Source organism: Cupriavidus sp. D384, assembly GCF_001652915.1.
In the GTDB taxonomy this organism is placed as follows: domain Bacteria; phylum Pseudomonadota; class Gammaproteobacteria; order Burkholderiales; family Burkholderiaceae; genus Cupriavidus.
Window position 1 is genome coordinate 1 of record NZ_BBQI01000004.1, and the last position, 13367, is coordinate 13367.

Consider the following 13367-nt stretch of genomic DNA (forward strand, 5'->3'; position numbering starts at 1 on the left):
CGATTTTATGAGACACCATAATTCGCACTAAACGTTACGAATCAACAGGTTAGCGGAGAAGGTGGCACAGGTTAATAGCCTATCGGGGGTTCGAATCCCCCTCTCTCCGCCACACCCCCTTCCTGCCCAGTCAAGCAGCGTAAGGCAAAACACCAAGAAACCCGCATCCCATATAGGTTTGCGGGTTTTTTATTGCCTCTCGCCGGCTCGCATGACGTTGCATGCTATGCTTTCAAACTGGGGGCTGCGTTGGACAGACCTCATCTTGGGGGATGTGATGAGCGGCCGACTTACCGAATATAAGTGCCAAGTTGCGAAGCCTGGTCGCCATGGTGACGGGCGTGGCCTGTATCTGCAAGTCCGCTCGGAGATGGGCAAAAGCTGGATCTACCGCTACCGCGACGCCGAAGGGCGGGAGCGATTCTGTGGGCTCGGGCCTTGGCCGGCGGTTTCGCTGGAAGAAGCGCGCACCCGCGCCGTCGAAATGAAGCGTATGCGGCTGGATGGCCGCGACCCCATTGCCGAGCGCTTGGCACAGGAGGCGAAGGCCGAATTTGCCGCCACTTCCATCACTTTCCGTGCCGCCTTGGACAAGGTGATTGACCTCAAACGGCCGGAATGGAAAGCCGGCTCCGGCTCGGAGGCGCAGTGGCGGCAAACCATGAATGATTACGTCCTGCCCAAGATCGGCAGCCTCGATCTGCGCCAGATTGAACCGGCGCACGTACTGGCCGTGCTCGAACCGATCTGGTCGACCAAGCTGGAAACCGCGAGCCGTACCCGCAACCGCATTGAGCAAGTGCTCGGGTGGGGCATCGGCATGGGTCTGGCCGATGCACCCAATGCGGCGCGCCTCAAGGGCAATCTCGACGTTCTGTTGCCGCGTCACAGCGTTATTCAGAAAAAGGATGCCGCCAAGGCAGTCAAGCACCACGCGGCACTTCCCTACGCGCAAGCGCCGGCCTTTGTTGCCGAGTTGCGCCAACGGGAAGGGCTGGCTGCTCGTGCGCTTGAATTCACGATGCTGACCTCAGTGCGCACGGCCAACACGCGCGGGGCAACATGGGATCAGTTCGACCTGGAGGTCGGCATCTGGACATTGCCCGCCGAGGTCATGAAAGCGAGCCGGGAGCATGTTGTGCCACTGGCACGCCAAACCATTGCCTTACTGAAAGGCTTGAAGGGCAACCACGAAACCCTTGTCTTTCCGAATCCGGCGGGGGATGCGATGAGCGAAAACGCCATGTTGGCATTGATCGGCAGGATGAAGCGCAAAGGCGAAGTGACCAGCCACGGCATGCGCAGTACGTTTGCCGACTGGTGTACCGAGCAAACGAACTTCGACCGCGACGCAGTGCGCATCCAACTGGCGCACAACGTGGGCGACGCTACGCAACGCGCATACATGCGAGGCGCGCTACTCGAAAAGCGCCGGGTGATTGTGCAAGCATGGGCGGACTACCTGGAGGGCTTGCCGGCCTCGGGCATCGTGACCCCGATGCGCCACAAGGGGAAGGCAGCATGAGCAAATCTGCCGCTGATACGCTGCGCGAAATTAACGATGCGATGACCGGGTATCGGGCCGCCGTCGACATGCTCAACGCTGAATCGGCCCTTCCCCCCCAAGCCCTTGAGGCGCTGCGCAAGTTCAATGCATCGTTGCTGCCCACAATGCAGGCGATGGCAAAATCCGCACCGCCGGCAAAGTCCGCACCTGTGGCGAGCCCTCGGGCCAAGCTCAATGGTGAGTTAGATGCGGTAGGCGTAATTGCTGAACTTCGCGGCCTTGCAAAGCGCGCCACATCGCCCGAACTCGGCCACACGCTGACGTGGTTGGCTGATTTTGTTGACGCCACTCGAAATTCCGGTGGCGGATATCAGCAAGCCATGCACCGGGAGATCGGGAGGCAGAACAGCCGCAATGCTGCCTCAAAGGGTGGCAAGGCACCGAAGCGCTCAAAGGAGAGGGCCGAGGCAGAGAAGCTCTGGCTCGCGTGGCAGCGTGATATTCACCTCTTCACCGGCACCACGGCATTTTACGAAGAATTATCGGTGCGGAATCTTGCAGCAAATTGGCGCACTGCCCAAGCGTGGGCTGTCGGTTTTGCCAGCAAAAAGGCAACTGCTCCTTGGCGCAAAGCCTTTGCCAGCAAGCTTCGCGGGAAGGTGTGGGACCCGCTCAAACATGAGTGGGGTGTCAAGTAGCACCAAGCTGCTTACTGCTACCTGCTAACTGGCACCAAGCGGCTTGGTGCCAGTTTTTTTATTCCGTAGCATCGCCTTGAATGCCCCTGTACGAACTCGTAACAGGAGCAAGGACGATGCAACCCACTACTAGCCGTCGCTACAAGCGCAAGGCTGCTTCCGGGCAACGTGCGCCCCGCATTGACGGGCTCGACGACCTCGCCAACATTAACCGCGAGCAACTCGCGAAATTCCTCGACGTCGATCCGTCGACTACCTATCGGTTGCAGAAACAGCCCGGCTTTCCGCAACCCTTCCGCGTTGGCAATTCCGTGCGCTGGCTGGTATCCGAAGTCCGCGAGTACATCCAGCGGCAGGCGGATGCGCGACCGAGCGTGCGCCGCCAGAAAGCGCTTGACGATCAGGCCGATGCCACACGCCCTCGGCTTGGCGGTCGCCCACGTAAGGCTGCTATAACCCGTGCCGCCGAGTAGGGGGCGCCATGGCAGCCGCTACCCAACACGATGTGCTCTATGAACTCGACCGCGTGCGAGAGGCCGGGTGTGGGCGTTATCGCGCCTGCTGCCCGCTGTGCAACCTGTATCGCCGCACCGTCTCCATCCGCGAGACGAGCGAGGGCCGGATGTATATGCACTGCTGGCGGTGCGGTGCTGACGAGGGGCTGATTGTGGCCGTCCTCGCGCGCCGCCGCCGGGCTCTTGGCCTGCCGCGCCAGTGGTGGCGCGAGCCACCGCGCTATGCCTATGAACCCATCCCCGTGGGAGAGCGGTAATGCCTGCTCAACGAGATCACGATCACGGTGATTCGGACGCTCATGCTGAAAGGGAAGCTGCGGCACGCCAAGCACGCCGCAAGGCCAACGGCCATGACTATGGCGACCATGCGCACTTCAATGGCAAGGCGCATACCTCCATGGCGCTGCTGCGCGAAGGGAGCGATATGACGATGAAACCCATTGAATGGCTCTGGCCCGGCTGGCTACCCAAGGGCAAGCTCATCCTGCTGGCCGGGCAACCGGGCGCCGGCAAGACCACCATCACGCTCTCACTTGCTGCGGCTCTAACGCGGGGCACCATGTGGCCGGATGGCTCCGAGATTCAACGGGCCGGCCACGTTGCCATGTGGACTTCCGAGGATGATGCGGAGGACACCGTCGTGCCTCGCCTGTCGCGGATGGGTGCGAACCTCAATCACTTCCACCACATCTACGGCGCGCGCCGGCCCGACGGGCGAACCGATATCTTTGATCCTGCCACGGATATTCCGCTACTGGCCGAAGCACTGGCGGCGGCGCCGTACCACGTCGACATGCTCATCATCGATCCCATTGTGAGCGCGGTGGCCGGTGACGCCCATAAGGCCAATGACGTGCGCCGGCACCTTGAACCGCTCATTCAGTTTGGCGCGAGCTATGGGTGTGCAATCGTCGGCATCACCCACTTTGCGAAGCGTAGCCAAGGTACCTTGCCCACCGAGCGCGTGCTTGGCAGTCAGGCGTTCGTGGCCGCCGCCCGCATGGTGCTCTTGGCCGCCTATGACGAAAAGAGCCGGAGCGGCGCGCTGATGCGCGCCAAGTCCAACATCACCCGCGCCATCGGTGGCATTGCGTACTCGACGCAAGAGGGCGAGGCGGCCCCCGGCATTGATGCCACATATATCGAGTGGGGCGCCTATCAGCCTGACATGGCGGTCGAGATGCTGGCCGACCTGGAAAGCACTGATGAAGGCGGCGCGCTCTCCGAGGCGGTGGCATTCCTTCATGCACTGCTTGAGGATGGCCCCCAGTCCCAACGCTACATCAAGGCACAAGCCCACGAGGCGGGGCACTCGTGGCGCACCATCGAGAGGGCCAAGCACAAGCTCAAGGTGCAAGCCGAGCGGGTACAGGATGGCACCAAGGCGGTATGGAAGTGGGCGCTGCCATGATGCTGATGCTGCCAGTGACCAAGACCGCCACCTCGCGCGCGTGCGCGCGCGGGAAGGCACGTGGCGGACTTGGCGGTCTTACTGGAAATCCTTTCCTGTATTGGGTTTCCACTCCGCCAACCGTTGGCGGCCTTGATGGCGGTCTTGACGGTCTTGGATGGGCTCAAGGCCGCCAACAACACCGCCAAGACCGCCAACCCTTGGCGGACTCAAGAGCCTTACTGCAAGCGGGTTTCGGGCAAGGCCGCCAAGACCGCCACTATCCCCCCGCGCGTGCGTGCGCGAGAGCACCGGCATGACCGCCTACCTCACCGTGGCCGAGGTGCAGACGCTCATGGTGCAAGCACGGGCATGGGTGGATGAACTCGCGCGGCTTGAGGGCTGGCCGCCTGTGCTGCGTGACGACATCCTCTACCGCCTGCGCCGTGGCCCTGCTGCCGGTCTGCCCGATCAGGCCGAATACTTCCGCCAGCGCCTTGCCGATGCTCGGGCGCTGCGCGGCATCAAGACCGAGGTGCAACGCATGGGGCGAGCGCCACCCACGCCAGCCACCACCGAGGTGCGGCAAAGGGCACCACCCAAGCGGCGTGGCCTTGCCAAGCACCTTTACCGTGAACCCCCACACTCGGAGCATCACCATGAACCTCAGCCCTGAACAATTGGCCGGCATCATCAACGAGGGAATCAACACTGCTTTGGCCGGTGTGCTGGAGCGCGTGAAATCCCTAGAGGCCGAGCGTGCCAGATGTGCCGATATCGACCCGCTGCTCACCCGCATCAAGGAACTCGAAAGCGAGGTCGGGAGGTTGCAAGCCAAGGCCATGAACGGCGCGGCGTTCGTGCGGCGCCGCGTGGATTACCACACCGGAGAATCAGCATGATCGACCAAACCGAAACGAACGAGCACACCACCACCGAAGCCATCGACGTTGCAACGGGCCGCCATCAAGGCGTATGGGTGCGGCTCGCCCCTGATGGCTCGGGGCAATGGCAAGTGGCCTGTACCGCCGTGCATGGAGGCAAGCACGCCAGCCTCGCGGCGCCGTGCGAGGACGCCGGACAAGTAGCGGCCCAACTGCACCACTGCCTCAATGCGGTGGCGGAGTGGGATGGTTCGACGCAAGCGGCGCTGCTGGCGGTCTTCAGCCGGCTCATCACCGTGGCCGGTGAGAGCTTGGGTCAATCGCTTGCCAGCCTCAACGCTGGTGCGCAACGGGCGCTCGATCACCGCCGTGAGCACTAACCCTCGACCCGTGAGCAAACCGCCCGCCGAACTGGCGGCCAAGAGGTGCGCACGCATCGCAATAGTGATGAAAACGCACCTCTATCACAATTAATTCAGGTTTGCAAAAATTTCATTTCCGCCGCATGTGTCACCGGTTAAGGAGTGGTGATATTTAGAACATTCCCAGCCAAAGCCGGCTGACAAACAGGCTGCTGTCGGGAGGCGAGCCATGCTATCCAAATTTTTCAAGTGGATCGGGACTTTCATGTTGGTGGTCCTCGCATTGGGCTGGTGCGCGGCAAACAGGAAACCAGATTCATCACCTGCGAGCAGCACTACGGCTTCGAGACCCATGACTGCCAGCGAGGTTGAGGCGGAGGCCCAACGAAAGGAACGTGAAGCCGCTGCTTACAAGGCCGCTGCTGAACAGAGGACCAAAGTGAATGAACAGGCCGCGAAAGAACAAGAGAAGGCGCGGGCCGTGCGAGCCGCCGAACGAAAAAAGTACCCGGCTGAATGCAGAGACGTATCAGACCAAGCCTTTGAAGCCATTAAGCAAAAGCATGTGTACATCGGAATGACCGAGGTGGAAGCACGCTGTGCTTGGGGCAAGCCAGAGCGCGTCAACAACACCATCAACGCCAGAGGCAGACGCTCCCAATGGGTCTATCCCGGCTATCGCAGCTATCTTTACTTCCGAGATGGCATTCTTGAGACCGTGCAGAACTAGCCACATAGAGATGCGGTGGCTGGCAAGCTCGGGGGGGCCGTCGAATAAATCACGGGCTCGCTTTGAGAAGCGCCCGCCGAAGCCGACTTTTTGCTCATTGTCCAAAATTCGAGGCAAAAAAAATCGCACCCAGAAATTAAGCGGGCGGCCTATCAGAAGCCGCCGCGCGTCATGCTCCACGTTCCCAAGGAGTAAAAATCCTCCTGGTCAGCCGCTCGACCGAGCGGGCGCTACTACCGCTCACCTTGGCCTGCGCGCTGGCGGTACGCGCTTGCCGCTTTTCCGCCTTACCGCCAGCCGGCGGTAAGGCGATCCTGTGGTTCGTGATGGCGGCGCCTTGCTTCGCCCCCTCGACCTTGCGTGCGTGCGCCGCCTCTTTCAAAAATGCCATGATGCGATTGCCAATGAGGGCGCGGTCGGTGGCGGTAGTGCATAGACTGTCCACGTCGCCAGCTACCGGAGCGCCAGCATGCCGCGTCCCGCTCACCGCCCCCTTGTACCCGCCGGAAAAGCACAAGCGCCCGCCCCAGCCGTGGCGCGGTTCACGGTCTCCATCCAACGCGCTGAGATCAACGGCACCGCGCTCTTTCACTGCGACATTAGCGGCCCCACCGGCAAGGTCGGTGTGTGGGTAGAAGGCCACACCGGCGGTGCCCGCACCTTGGGCGCCGCGCTAGCCGCGCTCGCCGTTGCGGCGCACGCCAGCGATTCAACAGCGCAATTCACAGGCGCCGACCTCGGGGTGTTTCCTGAACTGGTGCTCACCGCTCTGCAAGAGCGCTTGCGTGAGGTGCGGCGCTGGACGCCGACGCGGCGGGACCGGATGCGCGAGACGATGTCGGCGGACATGGCGTATTCGCTGGCTCAACGCGGTCCCGCATCACGGGCGTAAGCGAGCGCAAAAAAGCCCACCGGGATCAACCGGCGGGCATCTCGAAAGCGAGTTGGGGGTGAGCCATTAATTCAATGCGCCTTTGGAGGGATGCTCCTCGTGCTGTTGAAGTGTAGGTCGTCGCCCGCCCGACCTACACTGGTCCAAAGCTTTCCTTAACACTCATCTCAGCACCGCGCGCATCCAACTGGAAACGTAATCCGGCGCTCCGCCAACTGTGGAGCGAATCATGCCGTCCCCCATTTCCGAACAAATCGAAACGCTGCAATCCCGCCGTGCCACCACACTCACGCTTCTGGAATCCATGCACGAAAAGGCTGTGAGCGAGGGCCGTGCGTTCAGCACCGAAGAGCAACTCGCCTTTGATGCCGCATCGAACGAATGCAACACCATCAACGCGCAACTCGAAACGCTGGACAAGCTGCAATCGGTGTCCGCCAAGAGCGCGCGCCCGCTCGGCATGGCGCCGGGCTACCCCACTTCGCAGAATCCCGTTGGCCGCCGCACCCATGAGCGCGGTATGGGCAACCTGCCACCGGGCACTGCATTTGCCCGCTTTGCGATGTGCCTTGCTGCTGGGCGGGGCAACCTACTGCAATCCGCCGAACTGGCAAAGAGCCTGTGGCCGGATTTCCCTCAACTCGCTGGCATCATCAAGCATGCTGCGGGCGTGGGTGGCACCGCTGGGGATGAGTGGGCAGCGCGCGTGATTCACACCAAAGCCGCCGTGGCCGCCGGCACCACGACCGACCCCACGTGGGCGGCACCGCTCGTGGATTACGCCACGATGCAAGACGAGTTTATCGGCCTGCTGCATCCGGCCACCATCATCGGGCGCTTGCAAGGGTTCCGCCGCGTGCCCTTCAATATCCGCATTCCACGGCAGACGTCCGGAACTTCCGTGGGATGGGTGGGCGAGGCCAAGCCCAAGCCCGTGAGCAAAATGGGTTTTGACGCGGTGACGCTCCCGTGGGCCAAGGTGGCGGGCATCTGCGCCATCACCGAAGAGCTTGCGCGGTTTTCGTCGCCCTCTGCCGAGGCGCTGGTGCGAGACGATCTCGTGGCGACGATCTCGGATTTCCTCAACGTGGCATTCATCGATCCAACGCAAGCACCCAACCCGGCGGCCAACTCGCCAGCGAGCATCACCTACGGCGCCGAGGCGATCCCGAGCACCGGCAACACGGTGAGCGCAATCACCGCCGATATTCAGGCGGCGCTCTCCTACGTCTCGCAGAACGGCTTGCCGTTGGATGGCCTCGCGTGGGTGATGAACCCACGCACGAAAATCTACCTCTCCATGCTGCGGCTCGGCACGGCGGACGGTGTGTTCGCATTCCCCGAGGTGGCAGCCTCCAGCACGCTGGCGGGCTTTCCCATCGTGGATAGCGCATCGGTGCCGATTGCCGCCGATAGCTCCACCTTCATTGCGCTGGTGAAGCCCTCGGAAATTTTGATTGCCGATGATGGTGGTGTGACGCTCGATGCGAGCCGCGAGGCAAGCATTGCCATGAGCGACGATGGCACCGGCTCGCTCGTTTCGCTGTGGCAAAACAACTTGGTGGGCATCCGTGCTGAAAGGTACGTTTTCTGGCAACCGCGCCGCGCGGCCTGCTGCGTGGTGATCTCGGGCATTACCTACTGAGGGCCAGGTCGGCGCAAACTTGCGCTCGCCTGAAAGGAAAAGCCCTCGCGCTTAAGGGTGAGCGCGAGGGCTTCATTTACTGGCCGCCCTTTTTCTCAACTCGCGGGAGTAAGCGGCATGGCATGGCCCGCGTCCCGATCTCTTGATAACGGCGCCGGGTGGCCGAGTAATCCGGCGCTCGCGGCTAAATAGCCCTCAACGGGCGCCGACTGCATTCTATGCCTGAGTCGTCGGCTTTGGTGGGTTCGATGATTGCTGCATGCCCGCTCTATCGTCGCTCTGCTGGAGTGCTCGCAGCGCATTATCGAAATCAGTAATGGTTTTTTGCAGCGACGTATTGAGAAATTTCATTGAAGCGAACAGGTCGTCAAACGCTGCCGCGTCCATCGCTTTGTGATTGTTTAACGCCATTGCGACCTTGGAAAGGAACTGCCTAACCGTACTTCTCAAATATAGAGATGGTGCAACCAGCGAAGCGGGTATGTGGTGGAGTTCGATGGATTCAAGCGAACGGACCAGTCCTTGCAGTTCAGGTAGGTCAAATGGCATTCCGTCTTTTGCGGCCTCGTAGATGGAATCTCGGCTCTTCAACTTCTCTGTAAAGTACTTTTGAACCGAAAGGGATCGTCGCGCGATCTCGCCCAGGGTCTCGGCCACATTTAGCTGCTCTAGCCTACGCTGTTCAGCCAACCCCGCAAGAGTTATCTGATGCTGGCGCCTTGCTTGGTAAATCGCAACACCCATCCCCAGTCCGAGAGCAAGTATTGAGCCCCACGCTTGAACCCATGAGGCGCATTCGCTCCGAGTCAGACCAAATGGTAGTAGTAAGCAAGTTTCTGCGATGTTGTAGGCCATAGGATCGCTTCAGCGGTAGCGGTTACTTGTTGGAATTCTGTCACAGCGCCTGCAGCGCAGATGGTATCGCATCCGCTATGGTCTAATTCCGGCATCGCCACCCCAAGTGCCACAGCATGAAACGTAGCTGGCTCAGGTTCGTCCCGCCTCTTGGCCTTTGCGCTCTGACCGCGCTCTCCCTCTATGGAATGGTGGTCCACACCAACGATCCCATCGCGTTCAATCTTGCGGTCGGTTTCGTTAATGCGGTGATCTTCTGGCTGCTGGTGGTGGTGTGGCCCGAGCGCAAGCGACGCAAGGTCATAAGGGAGAACCTACGCCGCCGATATCAAGATTTCAGGGAGACCGCCGTTCTCACGCTCTTGCATGCCGCCGGGATTTTACGAGACCTCGGACAAGGTGCAAGAGCTTACCGATCACCGAAAATTCAGGGAATTTTTCGATACCGACAGCGAAGGGCGATGGTATGACGCGCTCAATGGCCTGCAAGGTGAGCCCGAACGAATGGCCGACTTGCTGCTTGAGATGGAGATGCTGGCCGACGAGGTGCGCTATGTACTGAACAAGGTCGACATCGATGACGCCTCAGTGCACAGCGCGTTTAAGAACCTGTGTGCCCATATTTTGCGGCTGCGTAGCCATGGCGTCTATTCGCATGACCAGACAAAGTATGTCGGTCAATTCGTATGGGCCATGCTGGCGCAATGGAGTTTCATCGACGGCCAGTTGGAAAAAGACCCCATTCAAAAGCTCATCGACAGCATCTAGCTCACACCATGAAAGTTCCCTTGCTCTTGGCATTGCTGCTCGCCACCAATGCGGCCTCGGCATTCGACGTCGATGGCTTTCGCTCTGGTATGTCTCCCGCTGAGGTGTCCCAGATTGTTGCCGCTCGCGGACTTGAGCTGTGGCAAGCCGGCAATTCACAAAATTGGTCAATTGGTAGGCGGTCGGAATACCGAATCGACAGTACCCTGACTTTCTGCCAAAAGAGCGGGTTGATGGCCTACTCAAAGGCCATCGATCCCGACAACGACTATGTACCCACGCTTGAGCGGAATCTTTCTTCTTGGGGGCAGCCCAAGGTGAGCGTCAGGCGGCAACCATGGTCAGGACCAGGCGGTGGTGACATCGTCAGTTTGGACAACTTATGGAAGAGGGGCAGCGATGAGATCAACCTCAGCTTCTCGCCGGAGGGACGCGATGGCAAAGGCGGCTTGCGCTACAACCGAGGCGCATTTCTTTCCTATGCTGATCGGTCCCGTGTGTGCGCGCCGTAGCGACATGAGAAAGGCGCCGAGCCCACCGGAGTAATTCGCCCCACCGGGTGAGTCTGATGTGAGCGCCGTCTCGTTACCCGTAGTGCCCGGCGGGCTGCATGATGGCCTCCGACCGACATTCAGTGCAAGGCCGGGGCGAGTGGTCGCTTCACTCCAAGACGTTCTCAAACTGCGTAAATTGGGGGTAGAAGTGGGGGCTGGTTATCTGGTGAAGAACTGAAAACCGCCCCAGTAATGCCTTTGCGGGTAGCAGTTCGTATGACCCTCTCTCCGCCAGAATTTTGATGCCCGCGCCAGCGGGCATCGTCGCTTCCGGAGAGAAGCAAGCCAATAATTTGGCTTGCGCGGGGGATTCGAAGGGATTCGCTTGCAAGCGAATCCGCGGCCTGCGCATGTGTAGGCGAATCCCCCTCTCTCCGCCAGAATTTTGATGCCCGCGCCAGCGGGCATCGTCGTTTCCGGACTCCGCTCCGCCCCGCCCTACCCCTTCCTCAAATAATTCACCAGCCGATCGATCACTGGAGCATTCCTTGGCGTGACCAGGCTGACCAGAATGGCGGCCGCGAATCCTGCGGGTACGCCGAACGCCCCCGAGGCAATTGGATCGACGCCGAACCATCGGTTGCCGAAGATCCCGGTCATGCGGGTGAAGAACGGGTAGTTGACGAAGATGTAGTACACCGCCACGGCCAGGCCCGTGGCCATGCCGGCGACTGCGCCGGCGGCCGTGGTGCGGCGCCAGAAGATGGCCAGTACCAGCACCGGGAAGAAGCTCGATGCCGCCAGCGAGAAGGCCGCGCCCACCAGGAACAGGATATTGCCGGGCCGCAGCGATGTGACATACGACGCGAACAGCGCCACGCCCAGCAGCACCACCTTGGCCGTGGTCACGCGGCGCTGGTGGGTCGCCTGGCGGTCGATCATGTGGTAGTACACGTCGTGCGACAGCGCGTTGGCGATGGTCAGCAGCAGCCCGTCGGCCGTCGACAGGGCGGCGGCCAATGCACCGGCAGCGACCAGGCCCGAGATCACATAGGGCAGCCCGGCGATTTCCGGCGCGGCCAGCACGATCATGTCGGGCTGGATCAGGATCTCGGCCCATTGCACGATACCGTCCCCGTTCATGTCCCGGATGCCGAAGACCGGCGGGTCGACCTTGCGCCATTGCACCACCCACTGCGGCAGTTCCGCGTACGGCGTGCCCACCAGGTGATGGAAGAACTCGACCTTGACCAGTGCCGCCAGCGTTGGCGCCGACACATATAGCAGCGCGATGCAGAACACGGCCCACGCCACGGAACTGCGGCTTTCCTTGACCGATGGGGTCGTGTAGAGCCGCGTCAGGATGTGAGGCAGGCTGGCCGTGCCAACCATCAGGCAAAACACCAGCAGCACGAAGTTGAGCCGGCGCGTCTTGCGCTCCTGCTCCGACGCGGCGGGATAAGGCTCGGTCGATGGCGTGGAAGGCTGGCTGCGCGCCAGGGCTTCCTCGCGCTGCTGCGTCCATTGCTGCAAGGCGGCTGCGGCATCCGCGGGGAATGCCTGCCGTTCGCGCTCCACCGTCTTGATTTCGCGCAGCGGCGCATTGCGGGCGCGCAGTTCAAGCAGGCGCGCATCAAGCAACTGCCGCTCCTCGTTGAACGACATCGGCAGCCGTGCGATTCGCTCCTGCAGGTCGATGGCCTGCTGGCGGAAGATCTCGCGCACCTGCTGTTCCGCCGGATCGCGATCAAGCTGCTTCTCGGCCGCGTCGATCTGCTGGAGCAGACCGCCGTAGCCAACCTGCGGCAATACCTGGTGATGATGCTTCCAGGCGATCAGCGACACCGCCAGCAGGAAGGCCACGATCAGCATGATGTACTGGGCCACCTGCGTCCACGTCACCGCGCGCATGCCGCCCAGGAACGAGCACACCAGGATACCGGCCAGCCCGAAGAACACGCCCACCGCGAACTCCACGCCGATAAAACGCGTGACAATCAGCCCCACCCCCTGGATCTGGGCAACCAGATAGACGAACGAACATAGCGATGCCGCCAGAACGGCAATCGCCCGCACGGGAATATTGCCGCCCGGCTTGCCGTTGCCGTAGCGCGCCGCCAGGAAATCGGGAATCGTATATCCGCCGTATTTGCGGAGATAAGGCGCCAGCAGGAACGCCACCAGGCAATAGCCGCCGGTCCAGCCCATCACATAGGCCAGCCCTTCGTAGCCCGACGCGAAGATGATGCCGGCCAGGCCGATGAACGAGGCAGCGCTCATCCAGTCCGCAGCGATGGCCATGCCATTGAACATGGCGGGCACGCGCCGCCCGGCCACGTAGTATTCGTTGAGATCCGATGTGCGGCAGATCAGTCCGATACACGCATAGATCGCGATCGTGACAAAAAGGAAGACGTAGCCCAGCCAGAGCGCATCGGCATTCGAATGCTCGAGCAGGCCCATCATGCCGACGAAGCCGAGCAATCCGAGCGTAAACAGGCCGTAGTAAAGCATCAGCCGGCGGCGAAAGCGCGACTGGGTGTCTGGCATCAGCGCAACGATAAGTGGAAATCGGTGTGGAAAAAAGCATTGTGCCCGCCCCTGGCAGCGCCAGGGCGGGCACAACG

The 13367-nt window shown here is 61.3% G+C and carries 17 protein-coding genes; 13 read left to right on the plus strand and 4 right to left on the minus strand.

Going from position 1 to position 13367, the window contains the following annotated elements; translation table 11 throughout:
- Positions 1-277 precede the first annotated feature (277 nt).
- From A9J21_RS00670 to A9J21_RS00700, 8 genes are all read left to right on the plus strand, one after another.
- The gene (locus tag A9J21_RS00670; protein WP_066730901.1) at positions 278-1525 is read left to right on the plus strand and encodes a site-specific integrase; all 1248 of its coding nucleotides are present in this window, start codon (positions 278-280) and stop codon (positions 1523-1525) included.
- On the plus strand, positions 1522-2205 hold the full coding sequence (locus A9J21_RS00675) for a hypothetical protein (RefSeq protein WP_066730903.1): 684 nt from the start codon (positions 1522-1524) through the stop codon (positions 2203-2205). The genes A9J21_RS00670 and A9J21_RS00675 overlap by 4 nt, the downstream gene beginning before the upstream one ends.
- Before the next feature lie 116 nt (positions 2206-2321).
- Positions 2322-2678, plus strand: coding sequence for an AlpA family transcriptional regulator (locus tag A9J21_RS00680; RefSeq protein WP_197497437.1), 357 nt, complete (start codon positions 2322-2324; stop codon positions 2676-2678).
- An 8-nt stretch (positions 2679-2686) separates the two neighbouring features.
- On the plus strand, positions 2687-2977 hold the full coding sequence (locus A9J21_RS31320; protein WP_156545574.1) for a hypothetical protein: 291 nt from the start codon (positions 2687-2689) through the stop codon (positions 2975-2977).
- Entirely contained in the window at positions 2977-4131 is a 1155-nt protein-coding gene (locus A9J21_RS00685; RefSeq protein WP_066730906.1) for an AAA family ATPase, read from the plus strand. The genes A9J21_RS31320 and A9J21_RS00685 overlap by 1 nt, the downstream gene beginning before the upstream one ends.
- Before the next feature lie 295 nt (positions 4132-4426).
- A complete protein-coding gene (locus tag A9J21_RS31325; protein ID WP_156545576.1) occupies positions 4427-4786 on the plus strand; it encodes a hypothetical protein in 360 nt (119 codons plus the stop codon).
- On the plus strand, positions 4770-5012 hold the full coding sequence (locus A9J21_RS00695) for a hypothetical protein (protein WP_066730912.1): 243 nt from the start codon (positions 4770-4772) through the stop codon (positions 5010-5012). Before A9J21_RS31325 ends, A9J21_RS00695 begins: the two co-directional genes overlap by 17 nt.
- Positions 5009-5374 (plus strand): hypothetical protein, encoded by a 366-nt coding sequence (locus A9J21_RS00700; RefSeq protein WP_066730914.1) that lies wholly within the window; start codon positions 5009-5011, stop codon positions 5372-5374. The genes A9J21_RS00695 and A9J21_RS00700 overlap by 4 nt, the downstream gene beginning before the upstream one ends.
- Positions 5375-5464: 90 nt before the next feature.
- Here A9J21_RS00700 and A9J21_RS31330 read toward each other — a convergent pair whose 3' ends face one another.
- Positions 5465-5710, minus strand: coding sequence for a hypothetical protein (locus A9J21_RS31330; RefSeq protein ID WP_156545578.1), 246 nt, complete (start codon positions 5708-5710; stop codon positions 5465-5467).
- Here A9J21_RS31330 and A9J21_RS00705 point away from each other — a divergent pair.
- Positions 5709-6086 (plus strand): hypothetical protein, encoded by a 378-nt coding sequence (locus A9J21_RS00705; RefSeq protein WP_066730916.1) that lies wholly within the window; start codon positions 5709-5711, stop codon positions 6084-6086. The two genes, A9J21_RS31330 and A9J21_RS00705, sit on opposite strands and share 2 nt — an antisense overlap.
- A 169-nt stretch (positions 6087-6255) precedes the next feature.
- Here A9J21_RS00705 and A9J21_RS00710 read toward each other — a convergent pair whose 3' ends face one another.
- Positions 6256-6477 (minus strand): hypothetical protein, encoded by a 222-nt coding sequence (locus tag A9J21_RS00710; protein WP_156545580.1) that lies wholly within the window; start codon positions 6475-6477, stop codon positions 6256-6258.
- A 78-nt stretch (positions 6478-6555) separates the two neighbouring features.
- On the opposite strand from A9J21_RS00710, the gene A9J21_RS00715 reads away from it, so the two are divergent.
- On the plus strand, positions 6556-6978 hold the full coding sequence (locus A9J21_RS00715; RefSeq protein WP_156545582.1) for a hypothetical protein: 423 nt from the start codon (positions 6556-6558) through the stop codon (positions 6976-6978).
- Between the two features lie 229 nt (positions 6979-7207).
- Positions 7208-8623 carry a phage major capsid protein gene (locus A9J21_RS00720; RefSeq protein ID WP_066730921.1) on the plus strand — a complete coding sequence of 472 codons (1416 nt, stop codon included), beginning with the start codon at positions 7208-7210 and terminating at the stop codon, positions 8621-8623.
- Positions 8624-8839: 216 nt separating this feature from the next.
- Here the strand turns inward: A9J21_RS00720 and A9J21_RS00725 are convergent, their stop codons facing one another.
- Positions 8840-9478, minus strand: coding sequence for a hypothetical protein (locus A9J21_RS00725; protein WP_156545584.1), 639 nt, complete (start codon positions 9476-9478; stop codon positions 8840-8842).
- 399 nt (positions 9479-9877) lie between these two features.
- Between A9J21_RS00725 and A9J21_RS00730 the strand changes: the two genes are divergently transcribed.
- Positions 9878-10246: a hypothetical protein gene (locus tag A9J21_RS00730; RefSeq protein ID WP_156545586.1), complete on the plus strand. Its 369-nt coding sequence runs from the start codon at positions 9878-9880 to the stop codon at positions 10244-10246.
- A gap of 8 nt (positions 10247-10254) precedes the next feature.
- Positions 10255-10758: a hypothetical protein gene (locus A9J21_RS00735; RefSeq protein WP_066730928.1), complete on the plus strand. Its 504-nt coding sequence runs from the start codon at positions 10255-10257 to the stop codon at positions 10756-10758.
- A gap of 480 nt (positions 10759-11238) precedes the next feature.
- On the opposite strand, the gene A9J21_RS00745 is transcribed toward A9J21_RS00735, so the two are convergent.
- The gene (locus tag A9J21_RS00745; protein ID WP_066730931.1) at positions 11239-13290 is read right to left on the minus strand and encodes a sodium:solute symporter family protein; all 2052 of its coding nucleotides are present in this window, start codon (positions 13288-13290) and stop codon (positions 11239-11241) included.
- Positions 13291-13367 lie beyond the last annotated feature (77 nt).

What these genes read in the sequence shown, in the direction of transcription:
- A9J21_RS31320 (WP_156545574.1), top strand. Translation starts at nt 2,687, where the DNA reads ATGGCAGCCGCTACCCAACACGATGTGCTCTATGAACTCGACCGCGTG.
- A9J21_RS00675 (WP_066730903.1), top strand. Translation starts at nt 1,522, where the DNA reads ATGAGCAAATCTGCCGCTGATACGCTGCGCGAAATTAACGATGCGATG.
- A9J21_RS00715 (WP_156545582.1), top strand. Translation starts at nt 6,556, where the DNA reads ATGCCGCGTCCCGCTCACCGCCCCCTTGTACCCGCCGGAAAAGCACAA.
- A9J21_RS00745 (WP_066730931.1), bottom strand. Translation starts at nt 13,290, where the DNA reads ATGCCAGACACCCAGTCGCGCTTTCGCCGCCGGCTGATGCTTTACTAC.
- A9J21_RS00705 (WP_066730916.1), top strand. Translation starts at nt 5,709, where the DNA reads ATGACTGCCAGCGAGGTTGAGGCGGAGGCCCAACGAAAGGAACGTGAA.
- A9J21_RS00700 (WP_066730914.1), top strand. Translation starts at nt 5,009, where the DNA reads ATGATCGACCAAACCGAAACGAACGAGCACACCACCACCGAAGCCATC.
- A9J21_RS31325 (WP_156545576.1), top strand. Translation starts at nt 4,427, where the DNA reads ATGACCGCCTACCTCACCGTGGCCGAGGTGCAGACGCTCATGGTGCAA.
- A9J21_RS00680 (WP_197497437.1), top strand. Translation starts at nt 2,322, where the DNA reads ATGCAACCCACTACTAGCCGTCGCTACAAGCGCAAGGCTGCTTCCGGG.
- A9J21_RS00720 (WP_066730921.1), top strand. Translation starts at nt 7,208, where the DNA reads ATGCCGTCCCCCATTTCCGAACAAATCGAAACGCTGCAATCCCGCCGT.
- A9J21_RS00710 (WP_156545580.1), bottom strand. Translation starts at nt 6,477, where the DNA reads ATGGCATTTTTGAAAGAGGCGGCGCACGCACGCAAGGTCGAGGGGGCG.
- A9J21_RS00670 (WP_066730901.1), top strand. Translation starts at nt 278, where the DNA reads ATGAGCGGCCGACTTACCGAATATAAGTGCCAAGTTGCGAAGCCTGGT.
- A9J21_RS00685 (WP_066730906.1), top strand. Translation starts at nt 2,977, where the DNA reads ATGCCTGCTCAACGAGATCACGATCACGGTGATTCGGACGCTCATGCT.
- A9J21_RS00695 (WP_066730912.1), top strand. Translation starts at nt 4,770, where the DNA reads ATGAACCTCAGCCCTGAACAATTGGCCGGCATCATCAACGAGGGAATC.
- A9J21_RS00735 (WP_066730928.1), top strand. Translation starts at nt 10,255, where the DNA reads ATGAAAGTTCCCTTGCTCTTGGCATTGCTGCTCGCCACCAATGCGGCC.
- A9J21_RS31330 (WP_156545578.1), bottom strand. Translation starts at nt 5,710, where the DNA reads ATGGGTCTCGAAGCCGTAGTGCTGCTCGCAGGTGATGAATCTGGTTTC.
- A9J21_RS00725 (WP_156545584.1), bottom strand. Translation starts at nt 9,478, where the DNA reads ATGGCCTACAACATCGCAGAAACTTGCTTACTACTACCATTTGGTCTG.